Origin of the sequence: Limosilactobacillus reuteri (genome assembly GCF_020785355.1) — a bacterium.
GTDB lineage: Bacteria > Bacillota > Bacilli > Lactobacillales > Lactobacillaceae > Limosilactobacillus > Limosilactobacillus reuteri_I.
Genome location: NZ_JAJGVH010000071.1, coordinates 1 through 16,919, shown reverse-complemented (window position 1 = coordinate 16,919; position 16,919 = coordinate 1). Strand labels below are relative to the sequence as shown.

At 37.4% G+C, this 16,919-nt stretch carries 17 protein-coding genes; 8 read left to right on the top strand and 9 right to left on the bottom strand.

The features are described 5' to 3' along the window. Positions 1 to 352: 352 nt before the first annotated feature. A complete protein-coding gene (locus LMB56_RS05045; protein ID WP_229282092.1) occupies positions 353 to 1,582 on the top strand; it encodes an IS110 family RNA-guided transposase in 1,230 nt (409 codons plus the stop codon). 126 nt (positions 1,583 to 1,708) lie between these two features. On the opposite strand, the gene LMB56_RS05040 is transcribed toward LMB56_RS05045, so the two are convergent. Together LMB56_RS05040 and LMB56_RS05035 are read right to left on the bottom strand one after the other, a co-directional pair. Next, positions 1,709 to 2,572: an alpha/beta hydrolase gene (locus LMB56_RS05040; RefSeq protein ID WP_229283623.1), complete on the bottom strand. Its 864-nt coding sequence runs from the start codon at positions 2,570 to 2,572 to the stop codon at positions 1,709 to 1,711. A 1-nt stretch (position 2,573) separates the two neighbouring features. Continuing rightward, complete coding sequence (locus LMB56_RS05035) at positions 2,574 to 3,104, bottom strand: DapH/DapD/GlmU-related protein (RefSeq protein ID WP_229283624.1); 531 nt, start codon at positions 3,102 to 3,104, stop codon at positions 2,574 to 2,576. A 116-nt stretch (positions 3,105 to 3,220) separates the two neighbouring features. Between LMB56_RS05035 and LMB56_RS05030 the strand changes: the two genes are divergently transcribed. Continuing rightward, positions 3,221 to 4,090 (top strand): LysR family transcriptional regulator, encoded by an 870-nt coding sequence (locus LMB56_RS05030; protein WP_229283625.1) that lies wholly within the window; start codon positions 3,221 to 3,223, stop codon positions 4,088 to 4,090. A gap of 102 nt (positions 4,091 to 4,192) precedes the next feature. Here LMB56_RS05030 and LMB56_RS05025 read toward each other — a convergent pair whose 3' ends face one another. From LMB56_RS05025 to LMB56_RS05015, 3 genes are all read right to left on the bottom strand, one after another. Further along, positions 4,193 to 4,846, bottom strand: a complete 654-nt coding sequence (locus LMB56_RS05025; protein ID WP_162215958.1) for a hypothetical protein — start codon at positions 4,844 to 4,846, stop codon at positions 4,193 to 4,195. Positions 4,847 to 5,089: 243 nt separating this feature from the next. Continuing rightward, positions 5,090 to 5,575, bottom strand: coding sequence for a flavodoxin (locus LMB56_RS05020; protein ID WP_229283626.1), 486 nt, complete (start codon positions 5,573 to 5,575; stop codon positions 5,090 to 5,092). Between the two features lie 102 nt (positions 5,576 to 5,677). Beyond that, entirely contained in the window at positions 5,678 to 6,550 is an 873-nt protein-coding gene (locus LMB56_RS05015; protein ID WP_229283627.1) for an aldo/keto reductase, read from the bottom strand. A 220-nt stretch (positions 6,551 to 6,770) separates the two neighbouring features. Between LMB56_RS05015 and LMB56_RS05010 the strand changes: the two genes are divergently transcribed. From LMB56_RS05010 to LMB56_RS10480, 5 genes are all read left to right on the top strand, one after another. Continuing rightward, on the top strand, positions 6,771 to 7,091 hold the full coding sequence (locus LMB56_RS05010; RefSeq protein WP_003669426.1) for a carboxymuconolactone decarboxylase family protein: 321 nt from the start codon (positions 6,771 to 6,773) through the stop codon (positions 7,089 to 7,091). A gap of 86 nt (positions 7,092 to 7,177) precedes the next feature. Continuing rightward, the gene (locus LMB56_RS05005; protein ID WP_229283628.1) at positions 7,178 to 8,020 is read left to right on the top strand and encodes a DUF3737 family protein; all 843 of its coding nucleotides are present in this window, start codon (positions 7,178 to 7,180) and stop codon (positions 8,018 to 8,020) included. A 13-nt stretch (positions 8,021 to 8,033) separates the two neighbouring features. Beyond that, entirely contained in the window at positions 8,034 to 9,194 is a 1,161-nt protein-coding gene (locus LMB56_RS05000) for a MalY/PatB family protein (protein ID WP_229283629.1), read from the top strand. Positions 9,195 to 9,308: 114 nt separating this feature from the next. Next, a complete protein-coding gene (locus tag LMB56_RS04995; protein ID WP_122481623.1) occupies positions 9,309 to 10,100 on the top strand; it encodes an SDR family NAD(P)-dependent oxidoreductase in 792 nt (263 codons plus the stop codon). Between the two features lie 9 nt (positions 10,101 to 10,109). Then, positions 10,110 to 11,093, top strand: coding sequence for an AraC family transcriptional regulator (locus LMB56_RS10480; protein WP_229283630.1), 984 nt, complete (start codon positions 10,110 to 10,112; stop codon positions 11,091 to 11,093). Between the two features lie 46 nt (positions 11,094 to 11,139). Here LMB56_RS10480 and LMB56_RS04985 read toward each other — a convergent pair whose 3' ends face one another. From LMB56_RS04985 to LMB56_RS04975, 3 genes are all read right to left on the bottom strand, one after another. Then, positions 11,140 to 11,790 (bottom strand): PepSY domain-containing protein, encoded by a 651-nt coding sequence (locus tag LMB56_RS04985; RefSeq protein WP_229269572.1) that lies wholly within the window; start codon positions 11,788 to 11,790, stop codon positions 11,140 to 11,142. Positions 11,791 to 11,888: 98 nt separating this feature from the next. Beyond that, entirely contained in the window at positions 11,889 to 13,226 is a 1,338-nt protein-coding gene (locus tag LMB56_RS04980) for a sensor histidine kinase (RefSeq protein ID WP_229283631.1), read from the bottom strand. Next, positions 13,223 to 13,903 (bottom strand): response regulator transcription factor, encoded by a 681-nt coding sequence (locus LMB56_RS04975; protein ID WP_229283632.1) that lies wholly within the window; start codon positions 13,901 to 13,903, stop codon positions 13,223 to 13,225. Before LMB56_RS04975 ends, LMB56_RS04980 begins: the two co-directional genes overlap by 4 nt. A 278-nt stretch (positions 13,904 to 14,181) precedes the next feature. Between LMB56_RS04975 and LMB56_RS04970 the strand changes: the two genes are divergently transcribed. After that, a complete protein-coding gene (locus LMB56_RS04970; RefSeq protein ID WP_229283633.1) occupies positions 14,182 to 15,111 on the top strand; it encodes an AEC family transporter in 930 nt (309 codons plus the stop codon). Between the two features lie 226 nt (positions 15,112 to 15,337). On the opposite strand, the gene LMB56_RS04965 is transcribed toward LMB56_RS04970, so the two are convergent. Further along, positions 15,338 to 16,567, bottom strand: a complete 1,230-nt coding sequence (locus LMB56_RS04965) for an IS110 family RNA-guided transposase (RefSeq protein ID WP_229282092.1) — start codon at positions 16,565 to 16,567, stop codon at positions 15,338 to 15,340. Between the last annotated feature and the right edge of the window lie 352 nt (positions 16,568 to 16,919).

The window sequence follows — 16,919 nt, the reverse complement described above, 5'->3', positions numbered from 1 at the left end:
CTCGTATTCTATAAATATATCCTTACGGATTTTGCTACATTACAACTTGTTTTCTGGTCACCGCATGATAACCTCTAATTATCATTGGCTTTGGTCAACTGGTATAGGTTAATACCTCCTGTAGTTTTTAACTACTTATGAAGTCTGCCGCCCAGCCAATCTACTGATTTTCGAACTCACATGCTGTATCGATTAGATAGTTTACTAATTCAGAGTAGGATTAGGTGCAGCTTTAACTCTCTAACCAATGAATACTGATACTTGCGAGGATGTTTTTAGTGATTGTAATTAGGGGCTATCATGCAGTGATCAGATTAAGACCAGTAAATTTTAATGAAAGGAGGCCATTCCAATGAAACTTTTTGTCGGTATTGACGTTAGCTCAAAAGATTTAGTAACTTCAATGATTTCTGAAGAAACAACTGAAGTTGTTTTCCATGGTAACTTTGTTAATGATTTGAAAGGCGCAACAGAATTAAAAAACATGATTATCGATACGGCGAATTCAAATCATCTCGACCAAGTTGTGATTGGCATGGAAGCCACTTCCATTTACAGCTTTCACCCAGCAATGTTTTTCCAAGAAGACTCGGACCTTAAAAAGTTCAATACACAATCCGTGGTTATCGATCCTAAGAAAACTAAGCGCTATCATGATGTCTTCGCTGAAGATAAAAATGATCAAATCGACGCTTTTTACATTGCTGACTTCCTACGTGTTGGACGCTATTCAGTAGGGATTGTTCGTCAAGAGAACTACATTGCCCTGCAACGCTTAACGCGTTCCCGATATGAGCTTGTTCAAAGCTTAGCTCGGGCTAAGCAACACTTTATTGAGAACCTATACTACAAGCTCAATAAATTAGTAATTTCTGATGAACTGAATACTTCTATCTTTGGTTCAACGATGATGAGTCTGCTAACTGAAGATATGACTACTGATGACTTACTTAATCTTTCGATTACTGATTTAGCCGATTATCTGAATGAACACGGCCGGGGTCGCTTCGCGAACCCTGAAGCCTTGGCGAAAATAATTCAAAAGGCAGTTCGTGCTTCTTATCGTTTAGACAAAGTAATTGCTAATTCAGTTGATACAGTTCTCTCCGTTTATGCCGAGGAAATTAAAGCTTTTCAGAAGATGATTAAAGACCTCGACAAAGCAATTGAGAAAGTAGTTCAAGTAACTGATGAAGAACAGATTTTGCGCTCCATTCCCGGAATTGGACCAGTATACGCTGCTGGTATTTTAGCTGAAATTGGTCAAATCGAACGATTTGATAATGAAGCTAAATTGGCTAAATATGCTGGGCTTTCCTGGCGAGAAAAGCAGTCCGGAGCTTACGCTAGTGATAATACTCCGCTCAAGAGAACTGGTAATGCTTATCTTAGATACTATTTGGTTGAAGCTGCCAACAGAGTTAGAATCCAAGATCCAGTTTTTGGTGAATATTATCGGCGTAAATATCAAGAAGTAAAGCATACCCCATCAAAACGCGCTCTCGTCCTTACCGCACGTAAACTTATTAGGGTGATTTTCTTCCTACTCAAAAATCATCAAATCTATCAGGAAAAGAGGTAATTGGTATAGGAAGATAAACTGATTCTCGACGCTTAGCTTTTAAAACACCTTGGGATCAAGGCTTATTTAAGTGCGTCAAAAATCTGGTCAAAACAAGTTTGTCAGTGATAATTTTATCTTGACTTATTACCACATGACTTTAGGTTCTTTTGCTAGCTTATAAGCTCGTTCAGAGAAAGCACGTGAATGAGCATGATCACCAAAAATAAAAAGAATTGGCCGTGGGGAAATCTCATCAATATAAGCTAATGCTGGAAATTGCATCATGGCTAGGTTGGAAGTAGTAGTGAAATTTCCGCGAGCATGAGCATGAAAACCACGAGGAACAGCATAGAATCGATTCCATTCATTAGTAATCGGATCGGTTTCTGGCAATGCATCAACATTCGGGTAAGGTTTAGTTGGGAAACTTGGCTTATATTCAGGAATCCCGCTTGCATAATCTTCCCAGCGCTGGTTAGCTAACTCTTCTTTCATTTTATTTAACTCTTCATCGCTTAGGTTCATCATTCCACGAACATCAGTAATATCATACATTGATGCAGTAGCAACGGCTTTAATCCGCGGATCTACCGCAGCAGCTGCTAGTGCAAAGCCACCAGAACCACAAATTCCAATAACCCCAATTTTGTTACGATCAACAAACGGAACTTCAACGCCAAGAAAATCAACCGCTGCACTAAATGATTCTGCAAATAAACCTGGGGAGGAAACGCGTCGTGGCTCGCCAGCAGAATCCCCCATATTGGCTTGATCAAAAGTTAATACAACAAAGCCACGCTGAGCAAGTTCATTACCATACACGGCTGGTCCTTGTTCTTTCACCCCACCATATGGCGCACCAATAATTAGAGCAGGGTGCTTTTCTTTAATATCTAAACCTTTAGCGTAATAAAGGTCACCGGCTAATTCTAAGCCATAACGATTTTTAAAATTAATACTTTGCCGTTCTACGTTTTCTGATAATGGTGTAATGTATCCAAATGACATATTATTCTCCTCCGATTTTTTTAATTACTTTAGCAGGAACGCCTGCAACAACAGTATTGGCAGGAACATCTTTACTAACAACTGCTCCCGCTGCAACAACAGCATTCTCTCCAACTGTAACACCTGGTAAGATTGTAGCGTTTGCACCAAGCCAGGCATTTTCCTTAATAAGGACTGCTTTCAATTCAACACCGTGGCGCTTTTCTGGATCAAGGGGATGATTTACCGAAATAATTGTTACATTGGGTCCGACTAGAACTTTATCTTCCAATTCAATTCCGCCGAGATCAGTAAACATTGCCCCACTGTTAATAAATACTTGTTTCCCAATTTTCAAGTTAGCTCCGTAATCGCTACGGATCGGCAAGCGAATTTCAACAGAGTCATCTATTTTTTGACCAGTTACATCATTGAGGATGTGGCGAATTCCTCTTTGCGATGCCGGTCGACTATTCAATTGTTGAAGCAAGTCTTGATTTTTTAAGGCCGTGGCCGTGATTGTCGCAAGTTCTTCTTTTTTAATCTCTTTCATTTTCATCCCTCTTTTGCCTAAAATTATTGTTTATATCTTATCGAGTTTTTATAATAATGTTAAATACTTATATTTAATAACATACTATAGTTAAAAAGCATATCGGGGTGATCAAAATGGAAGTCCGTGTACTGAGGTATTTTATCGAAGTAGTTCAAGAAAGAAACATTTCAAATGCAGCTAAAAGATTACATATTTCTCAGCCGACACTATCACGACAATTAATGGATCTTGAAAAGGAACTAGGGATCACTTTATTTGAACGAGGACACCGGCAAATCAAACTTACCCAAGAAGGCTACTATTTATATGAACGGGCGCAAGAGATTACTGGTCTCGTTGACAAAACTGAAACAGACCTGCAATCGCAAAAGATCATTAGCGGAACATTAGATATCGGTGCTGGAGAAAGTACAGCTATTCAACCAGTAATGACTGTAATTGGTAACCTGCTCAAAGAATACCCAGATATCAAGATTAATTTAGTAAGTGGCGATAGTGATCTGATCTACCAGCGCTTAAATAACGGTACCTTGGATTTTGGAATCATAATGGGACCAGAAAAGCTCCTAGATTATCATTCAATTAGGTTGCCGCAAAAGAATATCTGGGGAATCTTAGTCCGAAAAGATCATCCGCTTGCAGAGAAGGAAAAGATTACTCCGGAAGATCTAAAGGGTGTCCCTATTATTACGTCAGCTCAATCTAAAGAGCAGGATGTGTTTCGGGTGTGGGCTGGTTCATTGATTGATCAGTACAACTTTATTGGCCAGTACAATTTAATTTTTAATGCTCGTTTATTAGTCGAGACAGGAGCGTGCCTTGCATTAACCTATGAAAATCTGATCAATATCGCTGGAACTAATCTTGTCTTTCGTCCTTTAACCCCTACTATTACAGATCAAAATAATCTCATTTGGAATAAAAACCGTCAACTATCTAATGTTGCGCAGCTTTTCTTGAATCGGTTAAAGGAAGTACAATGAGTTTTACCATTACAAAAAAAGCAAACGACCTTATCCTAAAACGAATAAGGCCGCCCAAACTTATATGATTAAAACTCTAAAACACCATTAAACTACTGCTGTCTATAGGTCTTGAAGTTCTTCCATATGGTCTGCTGTTTTTTGATCTAAGTCATTATGCTCATCAGTAAAATCATTGTAACTACCACTAATATTAGTTGCATGATTAGCAAAATGTTTTAAGTCTAAGTACGATTTATGGATAGTTTCCTTGTCGGATTTCTTTACAGAATCATTTTTCTGAATTTTTTGATCTAGGTCATGCAGGTCATTAACTTTACTATCAATTTCATCAATCTCGTCGGTATGATTACTTTGGATAGTCTCAACGGCAGATTCTACATCAAAATCATCAGAATTATCTATTGCATCACTCCATTCTTTTCCTTCTTGCTTTGAAAGATCTTCAACCTTAGAACCAAGTGTGCCGTATTGATCAATAAAATCTTCTTTATCGTCCTTATAATTTGATTTGTTCTTTTCCTGTTGTTCTGTAGCTTGTTGTTCTTGAGCTTCATCAATACTCCCCTGTGCCATTCCAGCAATTAATAGTGAAATAATCATTACTATAAGACTAATCCAAAAATATTTTTTATTTTTCTTAAGTGATTCATTCTCTTTATCTTTTCTTCCTTTAAACCACCTAACCCCATAGACAATTGCGACTATAAACGCAACAAAAAACACCAAATCAAATAACGTTACCAATATCTCCATAATATAAATATCCTCCTCAAATATACAAAAATGGTCAACCAGCGTAGCTAATTGCGTCGATTGACCATTTAGTTTTAAAACTCTTACATTTTACCAAAAATTCCTTAAACTGCATATATTTAATACAAGAACTACCACTAATTTGGCTAATCGGATAAAACTTTAGATTAATAGTCAAATGCTTCTTTTATATCACCAAAAAAGCGCTGCATAACTGGATTTCACCAGCCTCAGCGCTTCTCTTTATTTAAAATTAAGCGAATCAATCCAGCCATCAATTTGCCTAGGACTATTTAAGATTGCTCCTTGATTGATCTTAGTATCATAGCCATTTTCATTAACCGTTCGTTCAACATAGCTTTGCGAGCGATCATAATTAGTTCCACCAGAAGTAGCAAATAAAGCTAAATTCTTACCATTTAAATTAAGATGATCAATCACCGTACTAATCATCCGCGGTGGAATTGCCCACCAAATTGGATGACCAATAACAATATTATCGTAGTTAGTAATATCTGGTAAATCATCCTTAATGTCAACACGGCTATTATGCTCGTGTTGTTCAACCGTTGTCCGACTGCTTTCATCATGCCAATTAAGGTCAGCAGCGGTATATGGTTGTGCCGGATGAATTTCTGCCATATCAGCATTTAACTTTTGCGCAACTTGTTCTGCAATCTTCTTAGTAGTGTTAGTTGCAGAATAGTATAAAACAAGGGTCTTTGCCATTCTTGAGGGCCTCCTTTATCTTAAAATGTGGTATAAATTTTAACGTAAAAAAATAATGATGAAAAATGCTTATAATTAATTCTTATCTATGCTTTAAAAGTATTAATCGTTAGCATGAATATCATACGCATTTAATAACATCTCACCAACACCGGGCGCATCTGGGTCATGCATTCCCTTACCCTTATCGAGCGCACGAATTTGATCCATTTCTTCATCCGTTAATTCAAAGTCAAAAATATCAAGGTTGCTCTTAATCCGTGCTTCGTGAACAGACTTAGGAAAGACAACAATTCCTTCTTGATTTTCAAAGCGAAGAATTACTTGACCAGCATTCTTACCGTACTTTTCAGCAATCTCCGTGATGGCTGGTTCATGAAGCAAGTCGGTATTACCTTGACCAAGAGGCGCCCAGGCTTCAAGACGAACATCATCCTTTGCAAGAATTTCACGTAATTCCTTTTGCTGGAAGTAAGGGTTAAATTCAACTTGGTTTACGGCAGGGGTCACATCAAAGTTCGGGACAAACTTGTTCCAAAGCTTAGGTGACATGTTAGAAACACCGATTGAACGAATCTTACCAGCTTTTTGCGCTTCTTCGACTGCCTTCCACGCTTCGTCAACCGCCCCATATGGTTGGTGAAGGAGATAAAGGTCAATGTAATCGAGCCCTAACTTATTAAGGGAAGTTTCAATTGCCTTTTTAGCATCTTCGTACTTGTAATCTTGAAGCCACATCTTGCTAGTGACCCAAATTTGATCTCGAGGAATACCACTATCCTTAATTGCTTTGCCAACTTCTTGCTCGTTCATGTAAGCAGCCGCGGTATCGATATGATGATAACCAGCAGCCAGGGCATCCTTAACTGCATTGTATGTCGTGCCATCAGCTGGGATTTGGAAAGTTCCAAAGCCGATTACTGGAATTTCATTGCCATCGTTCAACTTGAAAGTAGGTACATTATATTTAGACATTATTTTTTGTCTCCTTTGCTTTAATCATTGTCTAAATATTAGCATCAAATTTTCTAAACTAACATTACTTGATTATCATATTAGTATACACTAAATGTATACTTGTTTTAACTATTCGCTTTTTGCATCATTACCTACTTAATATAAGTATTTTCCATTTTATCTATCTCGGCTTATAGTAAAAGTAATCAAAAATAACAGTTGAGAAAGGAAGATTTTCATGGCAAAGAAACAAACAGCTGGTCGCGACCAACTTGGTGATTTCGCCCCTAAATTTGCAGAATTAAATGATGATGTATTATTCGGACAGGTTTGGTCACGGGAAAAGGAATTAAGCCTTCGTGATCGGAGTCTTCTAACCGTTACCGCGTTGATTACAAAGGGTGCCTTTGAACAACTCCCTTACCACATGCAAACTGCTAAGAACAACGGTATTACAAAAGATGAAATTGCGGAAATTATTACTCAATTAGCGTTCTACGTTGGCTGGCCAAATGCTTGGTCCGCATTCAACGTTGCTAAAAAAGTATGGGACGATTAAAAAATTAATTTAAAACGTGTCTTTAATGGCGCGTTTTTTATTTTCGGCCTATTATAAAATTAATTAAGGATAGTGAGGTAATTAGGATGGAAGAAATTAAAGAAGCCTATTATGATGGGGAACGTCCTCTTTATGGTCTCCGAGATGCGCATTTAGTCAACACTACTTTTGGTAAGGGTGAATCACCATTAAAAGAAACTGCTAACTTAACTCTTGATGGCGTGCTCTTCACATGGAAGTACCCTCTTTGGTATTCCGATCACATTAAAGTAACCAATACAATTTTTGAAGAAATGTCACGTTCTGGGATTTGGTATACCAACGATATTGAGATTACTGACAGTACAATTCAAGCACCTAAAGAATTTCGGCGATGTGATGGGATCGTTCTTAATAACGTTCACTTTACAGATGCTGCTGAAACAATGTGGAACTGTAAAAATATTAAGATGCAAAATGTCTATGCTACTGGTGACTATTTAGGAATGAATAGTGAAAACATTTATGTCGACCATCTTGATCTTGTCGGAAATTATGTTTTTGATGGTGCTAAAAATGTTGAAGTTCATAATTCACGCTTAGTATCAAAGGATGCCTTCTGGAACTGTGAGAACGTCACAATTTATGATTCTAAGATCAGTGGTGAGTACCTTGCTTGGAATACCAAGAACATTACTTTTATTAATTGCACAATCGAAAGCGATCAGGGATTATGCTATGTCGATCACTTAACGATGAAGAATTGTCGTGCTCTGCGAACTGACCTCGCCTTTGAATTATGTACTAATATTGATGCCGAGCTAAAAGGTACTATTATGAGTATTAAGAACCCAATTAGTGGTAAAATCACCGTTGATCACGCTGATGAAATTATTATGGATGATCCCAAAATTGATCCAAGCAAGATTCAAATAATTCAAAAGAAGTAAAGGGTGAAAAATTATGGAATATGATTTTGATACAATTCTCGATCGGCGTCACACCAATTCTGAAAAATGGAATGTAAAAGCTAATGAATTACCGATGACAACCGCCGATATGGACTTTAAGACTGCCCCCGAAATTATGACCGCAATGAAAAAGAAGATTGATTCAGGCGCTTTTGGCTATGAATATCCTAGTGATGAATACTTTAATGCAGTTGCTTCCTGGTATAAAACCGAGCATAACACAGAAGCTGATACCGCTTGGATGCGATTTGCGACTGGTGTCATCCCTTCTATTACTGCCTGTGTTAATTATTTAAGTCATGAAGGTGATAACGTCCTGGTAATGGAGCCAGTTTACAATACTTTTTATAATTCTATTCTCAATAGCGGCCGTCATGCTTTTCCTACTCAACTAAAATATGATCAATCTACATATACTTATTCTGTTGATTGGGATGACCTTGAAGAAAAAATGAGTAACCCGCTTACTACGCTGATGATTTTATGTAATCCTCACAATCCTACTGGTTATGTTTGGTCGCACGATGAGTTAATTCGGATTATTAAACTAGCTCAAAAGTACGGCATCATTGTTATTAGTGACGAAATTCATGGTGATCTAGTATTAACGGGTCCAGACTATACTCCTACTTTCTCCTTGCCAGAAGATTGTCGCCAAAACGTGGTTACATTAGTATCAACCAGTAAGACATTTAACGTGGCGGCCCTTCATGCTGCTACGGGAATCGTTCCTAATCCTCTTTTGCGGGAACACTTTACCCGCGCAATTAATAAGTATGAAGTCGCAGAACCAAACCTCTTAGCAATTCCTGGCACAATCGCTGCTTATACGCAAGGTGCAGACTGGCTTCATCAGCTCAAACAGTATTTACTGGGAAACCGGAAATATCTTGAAAAATTCATTCGCACTAACCTTCCTCAGCTCCATGTTGTTCCTGGAACGGCAACTTACCTTGTATGGATCGATGTTAGTGCAGTAACTGATAACAGCGCTGCTTTGGCACAAAAGATTCGCGAACAAACTGGGTTAATTATTAATCCAGGAACCTATTATCATGGCAATGGCAGTCAATTTATTCGTATTAACATCGCCTACCCCCGTTCACAAGTCAAAGATGGTTTAGAAAGATTAGCAACCGCCATCAAAAATTAATTACTTGGCGCCATTTGATATCAGTTTGGCATCATATGATATTACTTATTCTCTTCTTCAGCATATACTAGAATCAACATCAAACGAAAGATAAGATTTTGAGGAGGAATTATTATGTCAAAAGAAACTGCTTTAATTACTGGTGCTACAGGTGGTCTTGGAATGGAATTTGTTAAGATCCATGCGCAAAAAGGTGGTAACCTTGTTTTGGTCGGTCGGAACCCACAAAAGCTTGCCCAACTCGAACACGATATTACTAACAAATACCATGTTAAAGTGATGACCATCGCTGTTGATTTCACACAGTTCGATGCTGCCGAAGAAATTTTTGAAAAATTACAAGAAACTAACACTCAAGTCGATTATTTAATTAATAACGCGGGACTTGGGGGACAAGGAAGTTTCCTCGATCGGACAATGGAACAAGATATTAATATGGCTAAGGTTAACATGATTGTTCCTACAAAATTAATGAAGCTAATCTTGCCACAAATGGTTAAACGAGGAAAAGGACATGTCCTAAATGTTTCCTCATCTGCTGCCCTTATTCCTGGACCATTACAAGCTGAATACTATGCGACAAAAGCTTATCTCACATCATTAAGCGATGCCCTTTGGTATGAATTAAAAGACACAGGGGTAACGGTGACAGCCTTAATGCCGGGCGCAATGGACACTGGATTTGCTAAAGCTGGTGGCTTAACTGATACAAAGATGTTTGCTAATGGGGTTAGTCCACAAAAAGTTGCCGAAGAAGGCTACCAAGCAATGCTCGACGGTAAGTTAAATGTATTTGCGGGTCTCACTAGCTGGCAACGGCCATTTGTTAGCTTGATGCCAATGATGCCTAAAAAGCCAACAATGAAGTTTGTGGCAGACCAGCAATCAAATAATAAAAAGAAATAGGTGAATTAGGTGGAAAAATTTATTATTGATGGCCGTTATGGACAATTATTAGCTGCTAATGGAATTAATCCTCAAGAAATTTTGCGGATTGTAAAACTACCAGTAGATACATTTGCTCGTCAGCAATTAAAATTAACTGAACAAGAGTACTTCGCAATGATCAATGCTATTGATTCGGTAACCGAAGATCCGCTATTCCCGACTAAATTAGTTGCCACTGATAATATTGAAACCTTTTCTCCACCTATTTTTGCTGCATATTGTAGTAAAAATGGTTATCAATTTCTTAAACGGTTGGCGCACTATAAAAAATTAATCGGTCCTGTTACTTATAACGGTACGCAAAAACCCGATACGTTAACAATAACTTTGACATCGCTTAGCGCAACGGAACCCTTACCTAACTTCTTTGTCAAAGGTGAGTTTGCGTTCATGATTCAACTAATGTCAGCCGCCACTGGTCAAAAAATAAAGCCGATTAAAATTACCGCAACTTTCAACGATGACCAGTCAGCAATTATTGATTACTACGGCGTTCCCTTTGAGCTAGGTACAGCTAATTCAATTACATTCAAAATGGCAGATTTGCTTGTCCCCTTCACTACGGAGAACACCTCAATTCTTGAATATCTCGAACCAGAATTAAAGAAAAAATTAGCGGATCTTGACATCGATGATTCATATGGAAAACGAGTTCGGAGTTCCTTAGTAGAACTATTGCCACGTGGTGAAGCAGCAATTGAAGATGTTACCAAATCGCTTGGCATTAGTAAAAGAACTCTCCAGCGAAAATTAAAAGCTGAGAATACTAACTTTCAACAACAATTAAATGCAACGCGAGAAATGCTAGCTAAAAATTATCTGTTGAATACAACAATGACAATCGATGATATTGCTTTTCTCTTGGCTTACCAAGAAACCAATTCATTTCTGCGTGCCTTTAATACCTGGACAGGAGTGAGTGCGCAACAATATCGCGAAAATCATCATTAAATATAAAATCCCCCGCATGCGGCTTTGACACATGCGGGGGATTTTATTAATGATCGTTTTCAACGTTTAATACTTTCTTCGAGCCAGCATCAATCTTAACTTCTTTAACTGTCCGGCCGTCTTTTACTTTAACTTCCCAAACAGCTTGATTTTCCTTTTCTTGTTCTAATTTCCATTCAATACTACTACCCTTTTTAGCTGCCTTTTCTGCAATTTGACTCGCCTCATCACGACTAATCGCCTTACTTGGATCTAAGGTGTATTTTTTATCATTTTTATCGAGTTTTTCCGACTTGCTGGAAATTACTTTACCATCCTTGGCATTAACTTTGACCTTATACTCATTTGTATTGTCAAAGCCCTTTACTTTGTATACATATTTTCCATTGTCGCTTTCTAATTCAACTTCATCGATTTGCTTATTTTGATACTTTTGATTAAATTTATCAATTGCTGCTTGCTGATCAATCTTGATATCACTCTTCTTGGCTAATTTTTCATGTTTGATGGCCGCTTCGATTTGGTCATGATGGTCATGCATTGCCACTACTCCAGCTGTTCCACCAACTCCTAAAATAATTCCACCGCAAATGCAAGCTGTAATAAGCATTTTTTTAGTCATTTGAGGAAATTTCCTTGTTTTTTTCTTGTCTGCGTTTGGCTGATGATCTTGTCTTTGTTCGATTTTTTCTGTCATTTTTATCCTTCCCTTCTTAACTTTAGTTGGTAATTTTATTTTACGAAATAATCTGCCAACTAAAACCAAGAACAGGTGAAAGTATGATGAAGAAATCTTCATTTTTGTTTAGGAAGATAAACTGTAAAAATCGTTCCAACTGGCTCATTGTCATGAATCGTAATTTTCCCATGATATTTTTCAATAATCATTTTGACAATTGAAAGTCCAATTCCCGAACCAGCAACCTTATTGGAGTGTGATTCATCTTCACGGTAGAATCTTTCAAAAACTTTTTGACGATTTTCTTTTGCAATTCCCTGACCTTGATCAGCAACTCTTAAAATTATGCGGCGATCATCTGTCGTTAACAGCACATCAATTGGTGAATCAATTGGTGAATATTTGGCCGCATTTTCTAATAAATTATGCACAAGGCTTTGAAAGTCACCCTTTGTTATACGGTAAGATATATTCGGGTTTAAGTCCGTAATAAATTTCTGCTGATATGCGCCGTGGAGTGACTCAACTTCAGCAAGAATAATTTTCGATAAGTTAATTTCTGTTAATTTTTTAGTTTGATGTCCTTCTAGGATAAGCAATTCATTTATTAATTGACTCATTCGCTGTGCTTCTTGATCAATGTACTTTAATGATTTGCCAATTAATTCTGGATGTTTATCCCCATGCCTTCTTATCAAGTTTACATGTCCCAGAATTCCGGCAAGTGGTGTCTTCAACTCATGAGATGCATTTGCAATAAATTCTTTTTCTCGTTGCATCGCTTGATACTGCCGGTCTAATAACTGATTAAAAGACTGCGCAACTTTTCGTACTTCTAACGGCTGTTGGGGAACCATCAAAGTTTGTAATCGATCACTTTGAGGCGTGATTGCATCGATTTCATTATCTAAACTAGTCAATGGTCGGGTCCATCCTTTAGCCAACCGATGAATGATTGGGAGAGTAATGATGCTTATTGCAAGGTTAATTAACAAAGTCACTATCAAGAGCCAGCCTGTTAATTTGATTAAATCATCAACATTAATCGCTACTTTTACAATTCGCTGATGATGGACTTTTTGCTGCCGTAAATAATAGACCCCATGCCGGGTTAACTGTAGATTCTTGATCGCTAAATTTCGCTGGTCAATTCGTTTAAAAATTTTATGGGCTTTGGGTGAGGTATATTCTCGTTTACCATCAGTGATCTCGATTGCGTCATCGTCTTGACGAGCAACATAAGCATTCAAAAAAGTTTCGCGATTTTGATTTTCGGGCCAATCTTCCTCAATTGTCTCAATCACTTCTTCTGCCTGATCATCAGCATAACGATAGATTAAATTAGTGGCGGTAACCACAAAAAGAAGATTAATAACTACTAAAATCACTGCAAACAACATTAAGAAAAGACGAGTTAATTGCCGCGATGCAGTTACTGGATGTGTGTTACTCATTGCTCATCACCTAATACATAACCAATCCCTCGCACCGTTTTAATTAAGTCGCGGTATTTGCCTAACTTGTTGCGCAAAGCACGAATATAGACATCAACAGTATTGGTCTGACCATCAAAATCATACCCCCATATTTCATTAAGAAGATCATCACGGGTTTGAACGACTCCTGGTTCTTTAATTAGGGCAACCATGAGGGAAAATTCTTTAGGCGTTAAATGAACCTGCTTGCCATCAACCATAAATTGATGTTTCAGTAAATTAATTTCAAATGGTCCAAATTTATAATCATATTTCTCTGCTTTTTCTTGACCCAATCGTCGTAATACAACCCTAATTCGTGCTAAAAGTTCCTCAATCTCAAACGGTTTAGTAATATAATCATCTAATCCTTGATCAAGTGCCATACTAATATCAGAAGTTTGACTACGAGCCGTAATCATAATAATCGGCACATTACTTGATTGCCGAATTCGGCGTAGAACTGTGAGACCATCATAAATTGGGAGCATCCAATCTAATAAGATTAAGGTTATATCTTTCTCTTTAAAAATATCGAGTGCCTCACGCCCATCTTTGGCCCAGATGACTTCATAGCCTTCAAGTTCTAGTTCGGTTATTAAGAAACTAGCAAGACTTTCCTCATCCTCAACTAACATAATTACAGCCTTATTCATTTTTCACCCTCCAAGCGATTTTCTTATCTTCTATTTTAGCTGTTTTATGTTTTTAAATGGTGGTTAAAGGTAAACGAAAAAGTTTCATATGAAACTTTTTTCTTCTTATTCATTAAGGCCATTATATCAAAATAATTTCGCCATTGATTCCGCTCCTGTTAATACATTATTAAGAACCTTTTGCCGTTGATCGCAATGAGCGTCGGCACCTTCAGTAAAATCATTCTCCTTTTTGTTGTAAAATAGTAATTGTGATTTTTACTGAAGGAAGTGGTGCAATGTCGATTGGGCAAATTTTTAACCAAGTCGTCATTATTTTCTTACTAATGCTTTTAGGAGCAGTTATTAGAAAGCTCGGATTTCTCCATCCACAATCAATTAATGATTTAACCAATATTACACTCTACTTTTTATCGCCAATCGTAATTATTAAAGCCTTTGAACAACCGTTTTCGCGATCACGATTTTATCAATTATTACTATTGATTGCTGGTGTCTTTCTGACCTATTTTGTTTCAATTTTGATTGCAAAACTACTTTTTCATAAAGTAAAGGACCAAAATATTCGTCAAATTGCAACTTATGGAAGTATCTATTCTAATAATGGCTTTATGGGCGTTCCATTAGCACAAGGACTTTTTGGAAGCGTGGGCGTCTTCTATGCTGTCGCCTCAATGATTGGTTTTAATGTCATGTCGTGGACCCAGGGAATTGGAATTTTTCAAAAACGGCAGCCTCATGATTGGAGAACACAGTTAAAGAAAATTATTTTAAATCCTAATATTATCGCTATTATTATTGGCCTTTTCCTATTCATTAGTTCTTTTCGGTTGCCAAAATTAATTGCTGGTTTTATTGATTACACCAGTCCAGCGTTTACTCCACTATCAATGATTGTCATCGGAAGTAATCTTGCCAATCTAAGTATTAAAAATATCAAATTACCAACTGCACTCTGGGGAAGTCTCTTCGTAAGGAATATTTTCTTCCCAATTCTAGGGACAATTATCTTATTATTATTAGGAATCACCGGTGTTCCACTCTTCACCACAGTAATTCTTAGTGCATGTCCAGTAGCAGGATTAGTCGTTCTTTTTACCTTACAATCAAATGGAGATGCACGGCCAGCAACCGTCTTAATGAGTATTTCAACCATTTTGAGTTTAGTAACTATTCCATTAGTCTATTGGTTTGCTAGTTTGTGGTAATGATATATACAATCTTTGAATAAAGTATTAAATATAATAAGCATTTCAAATAATAGTCTCCTTAATCTATGATGGAATTAGATATTAAGTCATGTGGTAATAAGTCAAGATAAAATTATCACTGACAAACTTGTTTTGACCAGATTTTTGACGCACTTAAATAAGCCTTGATCCCAAGGTGTTTTAAAAGCTAAGCGTCGAGAATCAGTTTATCTTCCTATACCAATTACCTCTTTTCCTGATAGATTTGATGATTTTTGAGTAGGAAGAAAATCACCCTAATAAGTTTACGTGCGGTAAGGACGAGAGCGCGTTTTGATGGGGTATGCTTTACTTCTTGATATTTACGCCGATAATATTCACCAAAAACTGGATCTTGGATTCTAACTCTGTTGGCAGCTTCAACCAAATAGTATCTAAGATAAGCATTACCAGTTCTCTTGAGCGGAGTATTATCACTAGCGTAAGCTCCGGACTGCTTTTCTCGCCAGGAAAGCCCAGCATATTTAGCCAATTTAGCTTCATTATCAAATCGTTCGATTTGACCAATTTCAGCTAAAATACCAGCAGCGTATACTGGTCCAATTCCGGGAATGGAGCGCAAAATCTGTTCTTCATCAGTTACTTGAACTACTTTCTCAATTGCTTTGTCGAGGTCTTTAATCATCTTCTGAAAAGCTTTAATTTCCTCGGCATAAACGGAGAGAACTGTATCAACTGAATTAGCAATTACTTTGTCTAAACGATAAGAAGCACGAACTGCCTTTTGAATTATTTTCGCCAAGGCTTCAGGGTTCGCGAAGCGACCCCGGCCGTGTTCATTCAGATAATCGGCTAAATCAGTAATCGAAAGATTAAGTAAGTCATCAGTAGTCATATCTTCAGTTAGCAGACTCATCATCGTTGAACCAAAGATAGAAGTATTCAGTTCATCAGAAATTACTAATTTATTGAGCTTGTAGTATAGGTTCTCAATAAAGTGTTGCTTAGCCCGAGCTAAGCTTTGAACAAGCTCATATCGGGAACGCGTTAAGCGTTGCAGGGCAATGTAGTTCTCTTGACGAACAATCCCTACTGAATAGCGTCCAACACGTAGGAAGTCAGCAATGTAAAAAGCGTCGATTTGATCATTTTTATCTTCAGCGAAGACATCATGATAGCGCTTAGTTTTCTTAGGATCGATAACCACGGATTGTGTATTGAACTTTTTAAGGTCCGAGTCTTCTTGGAAAAACATTGCTGGGTGAAAGCTGTAAATGGAAGTGGCTTCCATGCCAATCACAACTTGGTCGAGATGATTTGAATTCGCCGTATCGATAATCATGTTTTTTAATTCTGTTGCGCCTTTCAAATCATTAACAAAGTTACCATGGAAAACAACTTCAGTTGTTTCTTCAGAAATCATTGAAGTTACTAAATCTTTTGAGCTAACGTCAATACCGACAAAAAGTTTCATTGGAATGGCCTCCTTTCATTAAAATTTACTGGTCTTAATCTGATCACTGCATGATAGCCCCTAATTACAATCACTAAAAACATCCTCGCAAGTATCAGTATTCATTGGTTAGAGAGTTAAAGCTGCACCTAATCCTACTCTGAATTAGTAAACTATCTAATCGATACAGCATGTGAGTTCGAAAATCAGTAGATTGGCTGGGCGGCAGACTTCATAAGTAGTTAAAAACTACAGGAGGTATTAACCTATACCAGTTGACCAAAGCCAATGATAATTAGAGGTTATCATGCGGTGACCAGAAAACAAGTTGTAATGTAGCAAAATCCGTAAGGATATATTTATAGAATACGAG